16 protein-coding genes are annotated in these 16,122 nt (G+C 65.0%); 13 read left to right on the top strand and 3 right to left on the bottom strand.

Annotated features, from left to right (window positions below; genetic code table 11):
* Positions 1–127 precede the first annotated feature (127 nt).
* From ACZ1JX_RS13445 to ACZ1JX_RS13425, 5 genes are read left to right on the top strand one after another with little or no spacing between them, the layout of a single operon-like run.
* Complete coding sequence (locus ACZ1JX_RS13445; RefSeq protein WP_465124028.1) at positions 128–1,243, top strand: FAD-dependent oxidoreductase; 1,116 nt, start codon at positions 128–130, stop codon at positions 1,241–1,243.
* 42 nt (positions 1,244–1,285) lie between these two features.
* Positions 1,286–2,188 (top strand): VOC family protein, encoded by a 903-nt coding sequence (locus ACZ1JX_RS13440; RefSeq protein ID WP_465124027.1) that lies wholly within the window; start codon positions 1,286–1,288, stop codon positions 2,186–2,188.
* A gap of 3 nt (positions 2,189–2,191) precedes the next feature.
* Positions 2,192–3,349, top strand: a complete 1,158-nt coding sequence (locus ACZ1JX_RS13435) for an alpha/beta hydrolase family protein (RefSeq protein WP_465124026.1) — start codon at positions 2,192–2,194, stop codon at positions 3,347–3,349.
* Positions 3,350–3,808, top strand: a complete 459-nt coding sequence (locus ACZ1JX_RS13430; protein ID WP_465124025.1) for a hypothetical protein — start codon at positions 3,350–3,352, stop codon at positions 3,806–3,808.
* Positions 3,809–3,831: 23 nt separating this feature from the next.
* Positions 3,832–4,611, top strand: coding sequence for a cyclase family protein (locus tag ACZ1JX_RS13425; RefSeq protein ID WP_465124024.1), 780 nt, complete (start codon positions 3,832–3,834; stop codon positions 4,609–4,611).
* Positions 4,612–4,711: 100 nt separating this feature from the next.
* Here ACZ1JX_RS13425 and bioD read toward each other — a convergent pair whose 3' ends face one another.
* The 3 genes from bioD to bioB are packed head-to-tail and all read right to left on the bottom strand — an operon-like array spanning position 4,712 to position 7,559.
* Entirely contained in the window at positions 4,712–5,332 is a 621-nt protein-coding gene (gene bioD / locus ACZ1JX_RS13420) for a dethiobiotin synthase (RefSeq protein ID WP_465124023.1), read from the bottom strand.
* Positions 5,329–6,477 (bottom strand): 8-amino-7-oxononanoate synthase, encoded by a 1,149-nt coding sequence (locus ACZ1JX_RS13415; RefSeq protein WP_465124022.1) that lies wholly within the window; start codon positions 6,475–6,477, stop codon positions 5,329–5,331. The genes bioD and ACZ1JX_RS13415 overlap by 4 nt, the downstream gene beginning before the upstream one ends.
* Positions 6,477–7,559, bottom strand: coding sequence for a biotin synthase BioB (gene bioB, locus ACZ1JX_RS13410; RefSeq protein WP_465124021.1), 1,083 nt, complete (start codon positions 7,557–7,559; stop codon positions 6,477–6,479). Before bioB ends, ACZ1JX_RS13415 begins: the two co-directional genes overlap by 1 nt.
* A gap of 202 nt (positions 7,560–7,761) precedes the next feature.
* On the opposite strand from bioB, the gene ACZ1JX_RS13405 reads away from it, so the two are divergent.
* The 8 genes from ACZ1JX_RS13405 (at position 7,762) to ACZ1JX_RS13370 (ending at position 16,042) form a co-directional block, all read left to right on the top strand.
* Positions 7,762–8,685 (top strand): LysR family transcriptional regulator, encoded by a 924-nt coding sequence (locus tag ACZ1JX_RS13405; protein ID WP_465124020.1) that lies wholly within the window; start codon positions 7,762–7,764, stop codon positions 8,683–8,685.
* 72 nt (positions 8,686–8,757) lie between these two features.
* Positions 8,758–9,171, top strand: coding sequence for an NAD(P)H-dependent oxidoreductase subunit E (locus tag ACZ1JX_RS13400; protein WP_465124019.1), 414 nt, complete (start codon positions 8,758–8,760; stop codon positions 9,169–9,171).
* Positions 9,168–10,706 carry an NADH-ubiquinone oxidoreductase-F iron-sulfur binding region domain-containing protein gene (locus ACZ1JX_RS13395; RefSeq protein ID WP_465124018.1) on the top strand — a complete coding sequence of 513 codons (1,539 nt, stop codon included), beginning with the start codon at positions 9,168–9,170 and terminating at the stop codon, positions 10,704–10,706. Before ACZ1JX_RS13400 ends, ACZ1JX_RS13395 begins: the two co-directional genes overlap by 4 nt.
* Positions 10,707–10,821: 115 nt before the next feature.
* On the top strand, positions 10,822–11,355 hold the full coding sequence (gene mobA, locus ACZ1JX_RS13390) for a molybdenum cofactor guanylyltransferase (protein WP_465124017.1): 534 nt from the start codon (positions 10,822–10,824) through the stop codon (positions 11,353–11,355).
* On the top strand, positions 11,345–14,218 hold the full coding sequence (gene fdhF / locus ACZ1JX_RS13385) for a formate dehydrogenase subunit alpha (protein ID WP_465124016.1): 2,874 nt from the start codon (positions 11,345–11,347) through the stop codon (positions 14,216–14,218). The genes mobA and fdhF overlap by 11 nt, the downstream gene beginning before the upstream one ends.
* Positions 14,215–14,439 carry a formate dehydrogenase subunit delta gene (locus tag ACZ1JX_RS13380; RefSeq protein ID WP_465124015.1) on the top strand — a complete coding sequence of 75 codons (225 nt, stop codon included), beginning with the start codon at positions 14,215–14,217 and terminating at the stop codon, positions 14,437–14,439. Before fdhF ends, ACZ1JX_RS13380 begins: the two co-directional genes overlap by 4 nt.
* Positions 14,429–15,214 carry a formate dehydrogenase accessory sulfurtransferase FdhD gene (gene fdhD, locus ACZ1JX_RS13375; RefSeq protein ID WP_465124014.1) on the top strand — a complete coding sequence of 262 codons (786 nt, stop codon included), beginning with the start codon at positions 14,429–14,431 and terminating at the stop codon, positions 15,212–15,214. The genes ACZ1JX_RS13380 and fdhD overlap by 11 nt, the downstream gene beginning before the upstream one ends.
* A gap of 84 nt (positions 15,215–15,298) precedes the next feature.
* The gene (locus ACZ1JX_RS13370) at positions 15,299–16,042 is read left to right on the top strand and encodes a TonB family protein (RefSeq protein ID WP_465124013.1); all 744 of its coding nucleotides are present in this window, start codon (positions 15,299–15,301) and stop codon (positions 16,040–16,042) included.
* Positions 16,043–16,122: the final 80 nt, after the last annotated feature.

Genomic DNA, 16,122 nt, shown 5'->3' with positions numbered 1-16,122 from the left:
TCAAGCATGGATCGGCATAAAAATTACTTGCTTGGTGTATTGTTCGGCGCAATCTAAATCGGCCGCTGATGCCAATCACGAGAATGAGAGGGGCTGGCGTCCGGTGCTGCGGAGCTGGTTTAGGGCGATGAAAAATTTGGATATCCTGATTATAGGGGCCGGAATCGGCGGGCTTTCGGCAGCGATTGCGCTCGCGCGCAAGGGGCACTCGGTCACCGCGATCGAGCGTGATCCGAACTGGTCGGTCTATGGCGTTGGCATCATACAGCAGTCGAACGTGCTGCGCGCGATGGACCAGCTTGGCGTGCTGGACAGCTTCATGGATGCCGCTTGCGGGTTCGATGCTGTCGAGATCTTCCTGCCCGATGGCACCAAGGTCGCCCGCGTTCCCAGCCCGCGCCTCGTCGAAGGCCGTCCGGCCAACGTCGGCATCAGCCGTCGCGCGTTGCAGAAGGTGCTGGGCGACAGCGCCAAGGACCTTGGCACAAACCTGCGTCTTGGCCTTGTTGCCGAGAAGATCGAGGACGACGGCGCCAAGGTCCACGTGACCTTTTCCGACGGTTCGACCGGAAGCTACGACGCGGTGATCGGGGCGGACGGGGTCTATTCGCAGACCCGCCAGCAGATCCTGCCAGATGCGGAAAAGCCGGTGTTCACAGGCCAGGCGGTGTGGCGCTACAACTTCCCGCGTGCAGAAGGTCTCGATGCCCTGCAGGTCTACAACGGCCCGACCGGCGTGGGCCTCGTGCCGATGAGCGCTGACGTCATGTACATGTACGTGACAACGCCCGAGCCCGGCAATCCGCGCTATCCGACCGAAGGCATTGCGGCGGCGATGCGCGCCAAGCTCGCCAAGTGCAGCCCGCAGATTCAAGCGCTGGGCGAGCAGATCACTGACGACGAGGGCGTGGTCTACCGGCCGCTCGAGGGGATGCTGGTGCGGGGTGACTGGAGCAAGGGCCGTGTCGGCCTGCTCGGCGATGCCGTGCACGCCACGACGCCGCATCTGGGCCAGGGGGCTGGTATGGCGATCGAGGATGCGATCGTGATCGCCGAGGAACTGGAGCGCCACGACGACGTGGAAACCGCGCTCAAGGCCTATCGCGACCGCCGTTTCGAGCGCTGCCGCTACATCGTCGAGAGCAGCCTTGCCATTTGCCACGGACAGCTGGGTGTGGGGCCTGCTGTCGACAATCACAAGGCCACTGCGGAGATGTTCGCCGTCGTCTCGCAGCCAATCTGATTTCTGCCCAATCCGAAATCTACCAGTTCGAGGAAGATCCCAATGAGCCGCGTTACCGAGATCCGTTATGTCGGGTATGGCGTGAACGAATTCGACGCCGAGAAGACCTATTACGCCGATGTCTGGGGCCTTGAGCCGGTCGGCGAGGACCAGAACCACGCCTGGTTCAAGGCGCAGGGGCATGACGAGCATCATGTCGTCCAGTTGCGCCGCGCAGACGAGAACCGCATCGACGTGATCGCGCTTGCCGCCGACAGCCGCGCCGACGTCGATGCACTGCGCGCAAAGGTTGCCGATGCGGGATGCCAGATCGCCAGCGAGCCTGCCGAACTGACCTCGCCGGGCGGTGGCTACGGCTTCCGCTTCTTCTCGCCCGATGGCCTCCTGTTCGAAGTGTCGAGCGACGTTGCCCGTGGCGCCAAGCGGGAACTGGAGCGCTGGGAAGGCGTGCCGGTGAAGATCAGCCACATCGTGCTGCACTCGCCCAACCATCAAGAGGCGGTGAAGTTCTTCTGTGACGTGCTCGGCTTCAAGGTTTCGGACTGGCTGGGCGATTTCATGTGCTTCCTGCGCTGCAATTCGGCGCACCATCGCATTGCCATCCTGCCGGGGCCTGCCTGCCTCAACCATGTCGCCTATGACATGCTTTCGGTCGACGACATGATGCGCGGCGCCCACCGCCTGAAGGTGAAGGGCGTGGACATCGGCTGGGGTCCGGGCCGTCACACTGCGGGCAACAACACCTTCAGCTACTTCGTGACGCCGGGCGGCTTCGTGACCGAGTATACCTCGGATCTCGAAGAGGTCGATTTCGACACGCACCAGTACAAGGTGCATACCCCTGCGCCGATGGTCATGGACCAGTGGGGCATCGGTGTGGGCGGGCCGCAGACGCTGCCGCACCCGCATGTCAATCCCGGCCTGTTCCAGACTGTAGAGGCCTGATCCATGGCACTTTACGAACCGTTCCCGAACTACATCTGGAATCTCTCGGTCTCGATCGCGATGGAAAGCGGCGGGCAGATCGGCGAGATCGTCGACATGTGCCAGCCGATCATCGATGCCGCGGCCAACGGCGGCGATGCCGGCACGCCGATGTTCATGAAGCAGTGGGCGTCCTATGGCGACAAGCTGATCGAGCTCGCCGCCGAGGACGAGGCAAAGGGCCGTGCGTTTTCCGCCTCGAACAAGCTGGAGCGCGCCTCGCTCTACCTGCTGGTGGCCGAGCGCATGCAAGGCCACGGCGCGCCGGGGCGCAAGGAGACTTACGCCAAGGCGCTCGACGCCTTCGCCAGGTCGACTGCGCTGGGCAAGATCAACCGCGAGCGGGTGGAAATCCCGCTCGAGCAGGGCACGATGCCTGCGCTCTACACCCGCGCCGAAGGCCCCGGTCCGCACCCGGTGGTGGTCTATTGCAACGGCCTCGATAGCTGCAAGGAGCTGCTCTACTGGAGCCGCCTGCCCGAAGCGCTCGCGCGGCGTGGCGTTTCCACGCTGTGCGTCGATCAGCCGGGCTCTGGCGAGTCGCTGCGCCTGCAGGATCTGCCGGTCGATCCCCATTCGGAAAGCTGGGCGAGCAAGGCGGTCGATTGGCTGGAGCAGCAGGCTGACGTCGATCCCAAACGCATCGGCATGACCGGTATTTCGCTCGGCGGCCATTTCGCCCCGCGCGCCGTAGCCTATGAGCCGCGCTTTGCGAGCGGCGCTGTGTGGGGTGCCAACCACAACTGGCGCGAGGTGCAGGACAAGCGCATGAAGCGCGAGGGCGAGAACCCCGTGCCGCACTATTGGGCGCACGTGATGTGGGCCTTCGGTGCCAAGGACATGGACGAGTTCCTCGAGAAGTCGACCGACATGAACCTCAACGGGCACATGGACCGCATCAAGGTGCCGTTCCTTGTCACCCATGGCGCGCACGATCGCCAGATCAGCGTGTCCTACGCCGACGACCTGTACGACCAGCTCGTCAATTCGCCGCGTCGCGAGAAGGTGATCTTCACCGCGCGCGAGGGTGGCGTCGAGCACGTCGGCGCGGACAACATGGCCTATGGCCGTGATCTGATTGCCGACTGGTTTGCCGAGACCCTTGGCGGTACGACTGCCTGAATGGAACCTGCCGCCTACATCCGCCGCGAAACCGCCGTCAGCACTGCGATCAACGTCGCCTTGAGCGCTGCTTTCTTCGTGGCGGTGTTCGGCACCGGTGGCAAAGTGCCGGTGTGGGGCATGGGCGGCTATGTCTTCGACTTCGGCCCGCAAGGCTTCATGATCGGCCTGATGGCAACGCTGGTGCCAAGTCTGATGGTGCGCAAGGCGCTGTGGCAAGGCAAGGTCCCGGTGATCCAGGGCGCTTCGCGCCTGCCGGCAGCAGTCCTGCCCCGCGCTGTCCTGTGTGGCGTGTTCGGTGCGGTTTGCGGAATGGCTGGTGCGGGGGCTGTCCTCCTTGTGGGCGGGGCCACACAGCTTGACTGGCTGCCCGCCTTGCTTGCCAAGCTCGCGTTCGGCGCGGCGCTGGCCCTCGTGGTCACGCCCGCAGGCCTGCGCGCCGAACTGATCAAGCGCTGAGAAAGCGCAAGGGAGAACATCTGATGAGCCGCCGTTTCGTCGACCTTTCGATCTATCTCGAGAACGATGTCATCACCGACCCGCCGTTCCTGCGCCCGAAGATCGAATACCAGAAGCATGGGGAAACCATGCCGGAACTGGGCTTCTTCTTTCCCGGCGTGACTCCGGAGGATACCCCGGACGGTGCGGGCTTTGCCGCAGTCGAGAACGTGACCCTGACCACGCACAACGGCACGCACCTCGATGCACCATGGCATTTCCACCCGACGATGAACGGTGGCGAGCCTTCCATGACCATCGACGAGGTTCCGCTCGAGTGGTGCTTCCAGCCGGGCGTGAAGCTCGATTTCACCCAGTTCCCGGATGGCTATGTCGTCACCGCGCAGGACGTCGAGGACGAGTTGAAGCGCATCGGGCATGAGCTGAAGCCACTGGAAATCGTGCTGGTGAACACGGCTGCGGGCAAGGCTGTGGGCAATCCCAACTATGTCAGCATCGGCTGCGGCATGGGCTATGAAGCGACGATGTACCTGACCTCGCGCGGCATCCGCGTCACCGGTACCGACGCCTGGAGCTGGGACGCCCCGTTCGTGCACACTGCCGAGAAGGTCAAGGAAACCGGCGATACCTCGCTGATCTGGGAAGGCCACAAGGCGGGGCGCGACATTGGCTATTGTCACCTCGAAAAGCTGCACAACCTTGAAGTGCTGCCGCCGCACGGTTTCACCGTCAGCTGCTTCCCGCACAAGATCAGGGGGGCATCGGCAGGCTGGACCCGTGCCGTGGCGATTTTCGAGGATTGACCCGCAAGAATCTCGTCATCCCCGCGCAGGCGGGGATGCAGTCGGTCGCTTCGCGAATTGGTATGTCGCTAGATTCCCGCCTGCGCGGGAATGACGAAATCTAGGCGAAGTCCTCGCTGCGAAAGTTTTTCGCGAAGGCGGCGGCGAGGCTCTCGGCGTCGAGCTGCTCAAGCATGGGCAGCCGCCCGAGGCGCCTGACCTCGCCCATCGCACTGATCGTCGCCTCGCTGTCCTCGTTGGCATCACCGACGAAGGCGACGCCATGGATCGGCACGCCGCGCGAACGCAGCGCCTCGAACGTCATCAGCGAATGGTTGATCGTACCCAGCGCGGTGCGGGCAACGACGATCACCGGCAGGTTCCACCAGGCGAAGACATCGGCATAAGTCGTGTTGCGCGTGACCGGGACCAGTGCGCCGCCCGCGCCTTCGATCACGAGCGGGCGGACATTCGGCAGCGACAATTTCGCAAGATCGATCACCACGCCATCCAGTTCCGCCGCGCGGTGCGGGGAGCAGGGGGTGTTGAGGCGATAGGCTTCGGGCAGCACGTTGCCTGCCGGAATGCCAGCCAGGCGCGCGACGTGATCACGGTCAGCGCCATCGTCGAGCCCTGCCTGCACGGGCTTCCAGTAATGCGCCTGAAGTGCGCCGGTGAGCGCGGCCGAGAAGATCGTCTTGCCGATGCCGGTATCGGTGCCGGTAACAACAAAGGCGGTCATTGCAGGGCCTCCGCCAGCGCTGCGCCGAGGGCATCTACATCCTCGTGGGTGGCGTTGAGGGTGAGCGAGATGCGCAAGCGGCTGGTGCCTTGCGGCACGGTCGGCGGGCGGATGCCGCGCACGTCAAAGCCCTTGGCCTGAAGCGCGGAGGCCACCGCCATGGTGCGCGCGTCCTCGTGCAGGATCAGCGGCAGGATCTGCGAGCCGGTGGCCTGCGCGCCGTGCGGGGCCAGCACTTGCTCGGCATGGGCGACGAGATCGCGCAAGGCTTCGCGGCGTTGCGGTTCGTCGGCCATGATGCGGATCGCTTCGCGCACGGCGGCGCAGACCAGCGGTGAGGGCGCGGTCGAGAAGATGAACGGGCGGCCGCGATTGACGAGGAAATCGCGCACGACCTTGGGGCCAAGCACGAGCGCTCCCTCGCAGCCCATCGCCTTGCCGCACGTGCGTAGGACGATGGTGTCGGGGCGACCATCGAGGCTGGCGGCGAGGCCGCGTCCGTCCGGGCCGAACACGCCAGTGGAATGAGCCTCGTCGATGATCATGATTGCTTCGTGGCGCTCGGCGACGCGGGCCATTTCGGCTACGGGAGCCATGTCGCCGTCCATTGAATAAAGCGTCTCGAAGGCGAGCCAGATGCGGCCGGTATTGCCCTTGGCCCGCCATTCGCGCGCGGCGTCATCGAAGCTTTGCGCGTCGTTGTGAGTAGCGCTGACCGCCGTGGCACGGGTCAGGCGCAGGCCTTCGTGCATCGAGGCGTGGACGAGTTCGTCGTGGACGATCAGGTTCCCGCGCTGGGGGAGCGTGGAAAGCAGAGCGACGTTGGCGGCATAGCCTGCCGAGAAGAACAGTGCGGATTCCGTGCCGAAGAAGCGGGCAGCTTCCTCTTCCAGCAGTTCATGCTCGGGATCGTTGCCGCGCAGCAGGCGCGATCCGCCCGAGCCGAGCGGAACCCCGCGCGCAATGGCCTCCTGCACCGCCGTCGCAAGCCGGGGCGAGGACGACAGCGCAAGGTAGTCGTTCGAGGCGAAGTCGATGCCGCGGCGAGGTGCGAGACTGCGCAGGCGCGCCTTTTCCCCCAATGCGGCAAGATCGGCGGTGTGCGCCGACCAGAGCGAGCCGGTGCGTGTGGTGCTCCCAGCCATCAGGCCGCGCAGCCTCCCGAACAGCCTCCGACAGCCTTCAGATTTTCGGCCTTCTGGGCACGCATCGGCTCTTCGCCTTCCATCGGCTTGAGGCCGAGGCGGGCGAACATGGCAGCATCGGCATCGTCGCCCGCGTTGGCGGCAGTGAGCAGCTTGTCGCCGGTGAAGATCGAATTGGCGCCTGCCATGAAGCACAGCGCCTGCGTGGCTTCGGACATCGATTCGCGGCCTGCGGAAAGACGGACCATGGACAGCGGCATGGTGATGCGCGCAACCGCGACGGTGCGGACGAACTCGATGTCGTCGATCTTGGCGAGCGGGGTGTCGGCCAGCATGTCGCCCAGCACAGTGCCCTTGATCGGCACGAGCGCGTTGACCGGAACGCTTTCCGGGTGCTGTTCGAGCGTGGCCAGTGCATGGACGAAGCCGACGCGATCGGCGCGCGTCTCGCCCAGCCCGACGATGCCGCCCGAGCAGACGTTGATCCCGGCATTGCGCACGTTCTCCAGCGTCTGGAGACGGTCGGCGAAAGTGCGGGTGGTGATGACGTCCTCGTAGCGTTCGGGCGAGGTGTCGATGTTGTGGTTGTAATAGTCGAGACCCGCTTCGGCGAGCTGCGCGGCCTGCGAAGGCGTGAGCATGCCCAGCGTCATGCAGGTTTCCATGCCCATCTCGCGTACCCCCTTCACCATGGCGATGATCGCGGGCATGTCGCGGTCTTTGGGGTTGCGCCACGCCGCGCCCATGCAGAAGCGCTTCGAGCCGTTGTCTTTCGCTTGGGCGGCGGACTGCAGCACCTTCTGCACTTCCATCAGCTTGGTCGCCTCGACGCCGCTGTCGGCCTTGACCGACTGCGAGCAGTAGCCGCAGTCCTCGGGGCAGCCGCCAGTCTTGATCGAGAGCAGCGTGCACAGCTGCACTTCGCCAGCGCGGTGGTGCTGGCGATGAACCTCAGCTGCGCGGAATACCAGTTCGGTGAACGGCAGGTCGAACAGCGCGGCGATCTCTTCCCGTGTCCAGTCGGTGCGGACGGCGCTGGCAGGAGCAGTCGTTTCGCGCTGGCGGGTGAGAGTGTCTTGCACGGCTGGAATCCCTTCGGAGTCTTGATCTCGGGCGCCCTTAGCCCATTTCAGTGCAACATGCTCAAGTGAATTAGCAAAGCTGCAAAGCGAAATTTTGCATTTCACCAGGTGAGACGCTGCGACTGCAGCCGGCCCTGCATCTGGGTGAGGCTGCCGAGTATGGGTGCGCGACTGTACGATTGACACTTGTTCATGAGCGGGGTTGATAGAGCGGCCCTATTACACCGTCGGTGACAGCATGCATCTACGCCAGTTGCGGTACTTCGTTGCCATCGCCCGCTTGCGCCACTTCGCCAACGCGGCGGCAGAGTGCGGCGTTTCGCAACCGACGCTTTCTGCCGGACTGTCGGCGCTCGAGCAGGAGGTGGGTCACCGGTTAGTTGAGCGCGATCGCAGGTTTCTCGGGTTGACCAGTCATGGCCAGGCAATGTTGCCCTGGGCAGAGCAGATCCTTGGCGCGGTGGCCAGCATGTCCAGCTCGGTCGCGGCGAGCTCGGCCGTGCTGACGGGCGAGTTCTCGCTTGCTGCCATCCCGGCTGCGCTGCCCCTTGTGGGCCTTTTTGGCGAAGCTCTCCTGTCGCGACATCCGGGCGTGACGCTGTCGGTACGCTCGGCAACGTCGCGCGAGATCGAGCGTTCGCTCAACGCCTTCGAATGCGATGCCGGGCTTACCTATCTCGACCACGAACCGCCCGGCAACGTGCTCTCTGTGGGCCTTCATGCCGAACGCTACCTCTTCGTCTCGCGCGCCGGTTCCGGAATTGATGCAGCCGCGCCGACAAGCTGGCAGGAAGCGGCGCGGCAGCCGCTGTGCCTTCTGCACCAGGGCATGCAGTTCAGGCGTATCCTTGACGGACGGATGGCTGCAGCGGGCATCGCGATCACTCCGCGCGCGGTGGCTGACAGCTATGTGACCTTGTTCGAGCTGGTCCGCTCCGGCGGTTTCTGCACCATCGTTCCCGACACTTATGCTACCTTGCTGGCTGGCCTCGACTGGGCCCGGTTCAGCCCGCTCGACGATCCCGGAGAGACGCGGCGGATCGGCCTTGTCGTCGTCAATCGCGTGTCATTGAGCCCGATGGCGGGCGCGGCCGTCGAGATTGCACGAAGTCTGGCTGAAGAGTGATAGGTTTTATCTATCAAGCTTCGGAACTTTTGATTTGACCTTCGCTTCCATCGGATCAAGGCATTCAAGGCAATGGAACGACTGCAACAGATCATCGCCGCCCACGCATCGGCCGAAGGACCGCTCCTGCCGATCCTGCACGATGTGCAGGCCGAGTATGGCTACGTTTCGGAAGAGGCGATGCGCGCTATTGCGCAGGCGCTGAACCTCAGCCGTGCCGAAGTGCATGGCGTCGTCAGCTTCTATCATGACTTTCATGCCGAGCCGGATGCGCGGCCCGTGCTGAAGCTTTGCCGAGCCGAGGCTTGCCAGGCGCGCGGTGTGGAAGCGCTTGCGGCGGGTCTGCCGGATAATCTGCGGGTGAAGGTCGAGACAGTCTATTGCCTCGGGCTTTGCTCGGTCGGGCCGAACGCGATGGTCGGCAGCAAGGTCCACGCGCGGCTCGATGCGGCAAAGCTTGGCGCACTGGTGGAGGCGCTGGCATGACCTTGGTACGGATCAGCGATGACGCGCTTGCCCTTGCCTGCGGCGCGGACGATGTGGCGGCGGCTTTCGTGGCGTCGGGATGCACGGTCGAACGCGTGTCTTCATGGGGCATGCAGTGGCTGGAGCCGCTGGCCGAGATTGATGGTTTGGGCTTCGGGCCACTTGAGCCTGAAGATGTCGACGCTGTACTCGCGGGCACGTCGGCAAAGGCCATCGGGCGGATCGAGGATCATCCCTTCATTGCCAAGCAGCAGCGCTTTACCTTCATGCGCGCTGGCAAGACGCGGCCCTTGAGCCTTGAGGACTATGCCGCGAATGGCGGCTGGCAGGGCCTCGCCAGGGCGCGCGAGATCGGGCCGGAGGCTACCATTGCGCAAGTGACCGAGTCCGGCCTGCGCGGGCGCGGCGGGGCAGGTTTCCCGGCGGGGATCAAGTGGACGACCGTCGCCAAGGCCCAGGCAGACCGCAAGTACGTGGTCTGCAACGCCGACGAGGGTGACAGCGCGACTTTTGCCGACCGCATGGTGATGGAGGGCGATCCCTTCATGCTGGTCGAAGGCATGGCGATTGCCGCCCATGCCGTCGGCGCGCAGAAGGGCTACGTCTATATCCGCAGCGAGTATCCGCACGCGATTGCCAAGATGCAGGCGGCGGTGCGGGCCTCGGCGCATCTGGTGGCGCCGTTCGAACTGGAAGTACGCGTGGGCGCGGGCGCCTATGTCTGCGGCGAGGAAACCTCGCTGCTCAACAGCCTTGAAGGCAAGCGCGGCGAAGTGCGTGCCAAGCCGCCATTGCCTGCATTGGAAGGCCTGTTTGGCAAGCCGACCGTGGTCAACAACGTGCTGACGCTGGCAGCGGTGCCGTGGATCATGGCCAATGGCGCTGCGGCCTATGCGGCGGTGGGCTTCGGCCGGTCCAAGGGCACGATGCCGATCCAGATCGCGGGCAACGTGAAGCACGGCGGGTTGTTCGAAGTGGGCTTTGGCGTGACGCTGGGCGAGCTGGTGATGACCGTGGGCGGCGGCACGGCTTCGGGCCGTCCGGTGCGCGCGGTGCAGGTGGGCGGGCCGCTTGGGGCCTATCATTCGCCTGCCGACTTCCACCTGCCGTTCGATTACGAATCCTTTGCCGAGGCCGATGGCCTGATCGGCCATGCAGGGATCACCGTGTTCGATGATACGGCAGACATGAGCAAACAGGCCCGTTTCGCCATGGAATTCTGCGCCGCCGAATCCTGTGGCAAGTGCACGCCCTGTCGCATCGGCTCCACCCGGGGCGTCGAGCTGATCGACCGCATCCGCGCGCGCTCCGGGCGCGCACCCGACAAGGTCGAGGCGCTGCCGCAGATGCACAACGCTCAAAAGGTCGAGCGTTCGTTGGCCGACGAAATCACTCTGCTCGAAGACCTGTGCGAGACGATGAAGTTCGGCTCGCTCTGCGCTCTGGGCGGCTTCACGCCCTATCCGGTGCTGTCGGCGCTGCGCAACTTCCCCGAGGATTTCGGCGCGGATGGGACGAAGGAAGCGGCGGAGTGATGGGGCGCGCGGACATCCTTCGACAGGCTCAGGATGAGCGGGGTCTGGTTGGACCTGTCACCTTTACCCCGCTCATGCTGAGCTTGTCGAAGCATGCCAACGCAACTGTTGCGCCATGATCCTCGGCGCAGTCCTCGCCGGTGGCCGGTCCACGCGTTTCGGCAGCGACAAGGCGCTGGCGGAGCTGGGTGGGCGTACGCTGCTGGCGCGGGCGGTCGAGGCACTGGAGGCGCAGTGCGATGCGGTGATCGTCGTCGGACGTGAAGATGCGCCTGCGCCGACGCTGCCCGACTGGCCGCGCGCGGATATGGGGCCGCTGGGCGGAATTGCCGCCGCGCTCCATCATGCCTGCGATGCGGGGTATGACGATGTGCTGACCTGCTCGGTCGACAGCGTGGGACTGGCCGACGATCTGGTGGCGCAGTTGGCCCCGGCACCTGCCTATTGCGAAAGCCAGCCTGTAATCGGGCTGTGGCCAGCCAGCGCCTCGGCCACGCTCGATGCCCTGCTGACCAGCGATGGTCGTCATTCCATGCGCGCCTTCGCAACAAGCATCGGGGCGCGGGCGGTGCGCTTTTCCGAAAATCCTGCTAATATCAATACACCGGCGGACCTGATGACCGCCGAGGAGCGATCCCATGGGTTATGAACGCCAGGCCGATTTCGGCACCCCGGAAGTCCGCAGCGACACAGAAGTGACCTGCCAGATCGACGGGCGCGAGGTTACCGTGCCCGCTGGCACCACGGTGATGCGCGCCGCTGCGCTGACCGGCGGTTCGATCCCGAAGCTTTGTGCAACCGACAACCTCAAGCAGTTCGGCTCGTGCCGCTTGTGCCTTGTCGAGATCGATGGAATGCGCGGCACGCCAGCATCCTGCACCACCCCTGTCTCGGAAGGCATGAAGGTCCGCACCCAGACCCCGCGCCTGCAGAAGCTGCGCAAGGGGGTGATGGAACTCTACATCTCCGACCACCCACTCGATTGCCTGACCTGCAGCGCCAACAACGATTGCGAGTTGCAGGATCAGGCTGCCGCCGTGGGCCTGCGCGACGTGCGCTATGGCTATGAGGGCGAGAACCATCTGGGCGAAAGACCGGACATCTCGAACCCCTACTTCGATTTCGATCCTTCTAAATGCATCGTCTGCTCGCGCTGCGTGCGCGCCTGCGACGAAGTGCAGGGCACGCTGGCGCTGACCATCGAGGGGCGCGGGTTCGAGAGCAAGGTTTCTGCGGGCCTCGCCTCCGACAATTTTCTGTCCTCCGAATGCGTTTCGTGCGGTGCCTGCGTGCAGGCCTGCCCGACCGCGACCTTGCAGGAAAAGGCGGTCAAGGAAATCGGCAAGCCCGAGCGCGCGGTGGTCACCACATGCGCCTATTGCGGCGTCGGCTGCACCTTCCGCGCCGAGATGCGCGGCGAGCAACTCGTACGCATGGTGCCGTGGAAGGACGGCAAGGCCAACCGCGGCCACTCCTGCGTCAAGGGCCGCTTCGCCTGGGGCTATGCCCAGCATCAGGAGCGCATCCTCTCGCCGATGATCCGCGAGTCCATCGACCAGCCTTGGCGCGAGGTTTCGTGGGAAGAGGCGCTGACTTACGCGGCGCGCGAGATCAACCGCATCCGCGATACCTTTGGGCGCAATGCGCTGGGCGGCATCACCTCCAGCCGCTGCACCAACGAGGAGACCTTCCTCGTCCAGAAGCTGATTCGCGCCGGGTTCGGCACCAACAACGTCGATACCTGCGCGCGGGTGTGTCACTCGCCCACCGGTTATGGCCTCAAGACCACGTTCGGCACCTCGGCGGGCACGCAGGACTTCGACAGCGTCGAGGACAGCGACGTCATCCTCGTGATCGGCGCCAACCCCACTGACGGGCATCCCGTCTTTGCCAGCCGCATGAAGCGGCGCTTGCGGCAGGGTGCCAGGCTGATCGTGATCGATCCGCGCCGCACCGATCTGGTCCGCTCACCGCATATCGAGGCGGACTACCACCTGCCGCTGCGCCCCGGCACCAATGTCGCGATCCTTACCGCGATTGCGCACGTGATCGTGACCGAAGGCCTCGCCAACGAAGCTTTCATCCGCGAGCGGTGCGACTGGGATGAATACCAGCACTGGGCTGAATTCGTCTCGGCAGAGCGCAACAGTCCCGAATTTCTCTCGCCCGTAATCGGCGTCGATCCCGAAGCCATTCGCGGAGCTGCGCGCCTGTATGCCACGGGCGGCAATGGGGCGATCTACTACGGTCTTGGCGTGACCGAGCACAGCCAGGGCTCCTCTACCGTCATGGCCATCGCCAACCTTGCCATGGCGACCGGCAACATCGGCCGACGCGGCGTGGGCGTGAATCCCTTGCGCGGGCAGAACAACGTGCAGGGTGCCTGCGACATGGGTTCTTTTCCGCACGAGCTTTCCGGCTACCGCCATGTCTCGGATGCGGCGACGCGGGACCTGTTCGAGGCCGAATGGGGCGTGAAGATCGATCCCGAACCGGGCCTGCGCATTCCCAACATGCTCGATGCCGCAACCGACGGGCAGTTCAAGGCGATCTACATCCAGGGCGAGGACATCCTGCAGTCCGACCCCGATACCAAACACGTGGCGGCGGGCCTTGCCGCGATGGAATGCGTGATCGTCCACGACCTGTTCCTCAACGAGACCGCGAACTACGCGCACGTGTTCCTGCCGGGATCGACCTTCCTCGAAAAGAACGGCACCTTCACCAACGCCGAACGCCGCATCCAGCCGGTGCGCAAGGTGATGGAGCCCCTAAATGGACCAAAGGGGCACGGCTACGAGGACTGGCAGGTCACGCAGGAACTGGCCCGCGCAATCGGGCTGGACTGGAACTACACTCACCCCAGCGAGATCATGGACGAGATTGCGCGGCTGACGCCGACGTTCTCGGGCGTGAACTACAAGCGGCTGGATGCCGAGGGGTCGCTGCAGTGGCCCGTGAACGACAAGGCACCCGATGGCTCCCCGATCATGCACATCGATGGTTTCGTTCGGGGCAAGGGCAAGTTCGTGGTGACCGACTACGTACCGACCGACGAGCGTACCGGCCCGCGCTTTCCGCTGCTGCTCACCACCGGGCGCATCCTCAGCCAGTACAACGTCGGCGCGCAGACGCGGCGCACGGCGAACGTGGTCTGGCATGAGGAGGATCTGCTCGAAATCCATCCCACCGATGCCGAGAACCGTGGCCTCAAATCCGGCGACTGGGTGAAGCTCGCCAGCCGCTCGGGTGAAACCACGCTGCGGGCGCTGGTGACCGATCGCGTCGCTCCCGGCGTGGTCTATACCACCTTCCACCACCCGGCGACGCAGGCCAACGTGGTGACCACCGACTATTCGGACTGGGCCACCAACTGCCCCGAATACAAGGTCACGGCGGTGCAGATCACGCCCTCCAACGGCCCCACCGAGTGGCAGGAGGACTATGAGGCGCAAGCCACGCTCTCGCGCCGTATCGTCGGCCACGAAGGCGCGATGGAGCCTGCCGAATGAGTGGACACACAGTTGAAAAGCTCGCCTACATGGCCAACCAGATCGCGCGCAATCTGGTGCATGATGACAAGCCCGTCGCTGCTGTCGCCGATCACATCACCGCGTTCTGGACGCCGCGCATGATCGACATGCTGCTGGCCGAAGGCGGCGCTGGGCTCGATCCGGTGGCGGCCGAGGCCATGCAGCGGGTGCAGGCGGCGCGGGTGGCTGATGCCGGTTGAAGGTGCGCGCGAGGTCGGCTTCCGCGAGCACTTCGCCGATGGCTCCCCGGCGCGCAGCATCTCTCGCGACGTGATCGACGAGGCGCCCGTCGCCGTCGAGATCAATGGCCTTGGCTACGCGGTGATGATGGCCACGCCCACCGACCTTGAAGACTACGCGCTGGGCTTCTGCCTGTCGGAACAGCTCATTGCATCGCCTGCCGAGTTCCTTTCCGCACAGGCCGCGCCAGTCGAAGCCGGTGGCTGGATGCTGCGCGTGCAACTCGCCGCATCGGGTGCTGCCCCCCTGCTCGAACGCGCCCGCCTGCGTCTGGCCGAGGGTAGTTGCGGGTTGTGCGGCATCGAAAGCCTCGAACAGGTCATGCGACCGCTGGTCCCAGTGATATCGCGGATCGAGGTTAGTCCGGATGCGATGTTCCGCGCCACTTCGGCGCTGCGCGAGCATCAGGTTCTGGGACGGGCGACCGGCGCTGCCCATGCCGCCGCGCTCTGCACGCCGGATGGCACGATCGTGCTGGTGCGCGAGGACGTCGGCCGCCACAACGCGCTCGACAAGCTGCTGGGCGCGGCTGCTCGTGCTGGCCTCAACGTTTCGGCACACTTCATCCTGCTGACTGCACGCTGCAGTTTCGAGCTGGTGCAGAAGGCGGTGATCGCGGGTGTGCCGTTGCTCGTGACGATCTCGGCCGCCTCGACCCTTGCCGTGGAACAGGCTGCGGCCCATGGCCTCAGACTGGTCAGTCTGGCCCGGAAGGACAGTCTGCTCGAATCCTGAACCTTGCCCTTCCGCTGCCGGACAAACCGTCTAACATGCGAGCGACCCGGGATCGAAGGTCGGGGTCGGAGGTTTTCGGGGGCTATGGGACACATCGCTTCGCCGGATTCGCAACCCTTTGCCGTCCGGCGCAAGAACGGGCGTGACCGGGCGCTGCCTGCAACGCTTGCGCTGTGCCTGCATCTGCTTGTGCTGTGGGGCGTCATCCATGGCTTCGGCGGAGTGCCCGCGATGACCGGGACCGAGGCCGATCCTTTCACCACGCGCACCTTCGACGTCCCTCTCGAAAAGCCCAAGCCCAGCCCCACTCCCACGACGCCGGAACCCGCAGGCGCATCGGGAGAGGAAGGCCGCAAGGCAAAGGCCAAGCCCGTCGTCGCCCGCGCCCGGCTTCCTTCGCGTCCCGAACCCGCGCCGCCTGTCGCTTCCACCGGCAACGATGTCCGCTCGGGCGCTGCGGCGCAGGGTCAGGGCACCGGCGGGGGTGGCGAGGGTATGGGGACGGGGAGCGGAGCCAGTGGCAACGGCTCGGGTGGGGGGCTCGCTCGCAAGGCTGAGAAAATCGCCGGCGATATCCGTTCGACCCGCGATTACCCGACGAAGAGCCAGCAGGAGCGCATCGGGAAGCGCGTCGTCATCCTGCTTGAGGTCAGCGCCGAGGGGCGGGTTACGGGGTGCCGCGTGTGGCGGGCCAGCGGTGTCCCCGAGGCCGACGCGGTGACTTGCCACCTTGCCAGCGAGCGCTTCCGCTTCCGTCCTGCGACCGATGCAGAAGGAAGGCCGGTAGCCTCGACTTACGGCTGGGAGCAGCGCTGGTTCGCGCCTTGACGCCGATTATGCTGCGCTGCATTCAGGGCGCGCAGTGGTCTCGAATCACAATAATGATGGAATGACAGGGATTTGCGGCA

It is taken from the genome of Novosphingobium sp. BL-A-41-Hi4A-0G (assembly GCF_055521735.1).
The sequence above is the reverse complement of the archived record's forward strand: the minus strand, read 5'-3'. Positions and strand labels throughout refer to the sequence as shown.

Bases quoted from the DNA above. Each gene is read 5' to 3' on its own strand.
- ACZ1JX_RS13445 (WP_465124028.1), top strand. From the start codon at position 128: ATGAAAAATTTGGATATCCTGATTATAGGGGCCGGAATCGGCGGGCTT.
- ACZ1JX_RS13440 (WP_465124027.1), top strand. From the start codon at position 1,286: ATGAGCCGCGTTACCGAGATCCGTTATGTCGGGTATGGCGTGAACGAA.
- ACZ1JX_RS13435 (WP_465124026.1), top strand. From the start codon at position 2,192: ATGGCACTTTACGAACCGTTCCCGAACTACATCTGGAATCTCTCGGTC.
- ACZ1JX_RS13430 (WP_465124025.1), top strand. From the start codon at position 3,350: ATGGAACCTGCCGCCTACATCCGCCGCGAAACCGCCGTCAGCACTGCG.
- ACZ1JX_RS13425 (WP_465124024.1), top strand. From the start codon at position 3,832: ATGAGCCGCCGTTTCGTCGACCTTTCGATCTATCTCGAGAACGATGTC.
- bioD (WP_465124023.1), bottom strand. From the start codon at position 5,332: ATGACCGCCTTTGTTGTTACCGGCACCGATACCGGCATCGGCAAGACG.
- ACZ1JX_RS13415 (WP_465124022.1), bottom strand. From the start codon at position 6,477: ATGGCTGGGAGCACCACACGCACCGGCTCGCTCTGGTCGGCGCACACC.
- ACZ1JX_RS13400 (WP_465124019.1), top strand. From the start codon at position 8,758: ATGGAACGACTGCAACAGATCATCGCCGCCCACGCATCGGCCGAAGGA.
- ACZ1JX_RS13395 (WP_465124018.1), top strand. From the start codon at position 9,168: ATGACCTTGGTACGGATCAGCGATGACGCGCTTGCCCTTGCCTGCGGC.
- mobA (WP_465124017.1), top strand. From the start codon at position 10,822: ATGATCCTCGGCGCAGTCCTCGCCGGTGGCCGGTCCACGCGTTTCGGC.
- fdhF (WP_465124016.1), top strand. From the start codon at position 11,345: ATGGGTTATGAACGCCAGGCCGATTTCGGCACCCCGGAAGTCCGCAGC.
- ACZ1JX_RS13380 (WP_465124015.1), top strand. From the start codon at position 14,215: ATGAGTGGACACACAGTTGAAAAGCTCGCCTACATGGCCAACCAGATC.
- fdhD (WP_465124014.1), top strand. From the start codon at position 14,429: ATGCCGGTTGAAGGTGCGCGCGAGGTCGGCTTCCGCGAGCACTTCGCC.
- ACZ1JX_RS13370 (WP_465124013.1), top strand. From the start codon at position 15,299: ATGGGACACATCGCTTCGCCGGATTCGCAACCCTTTGCCGTCCGGCGC.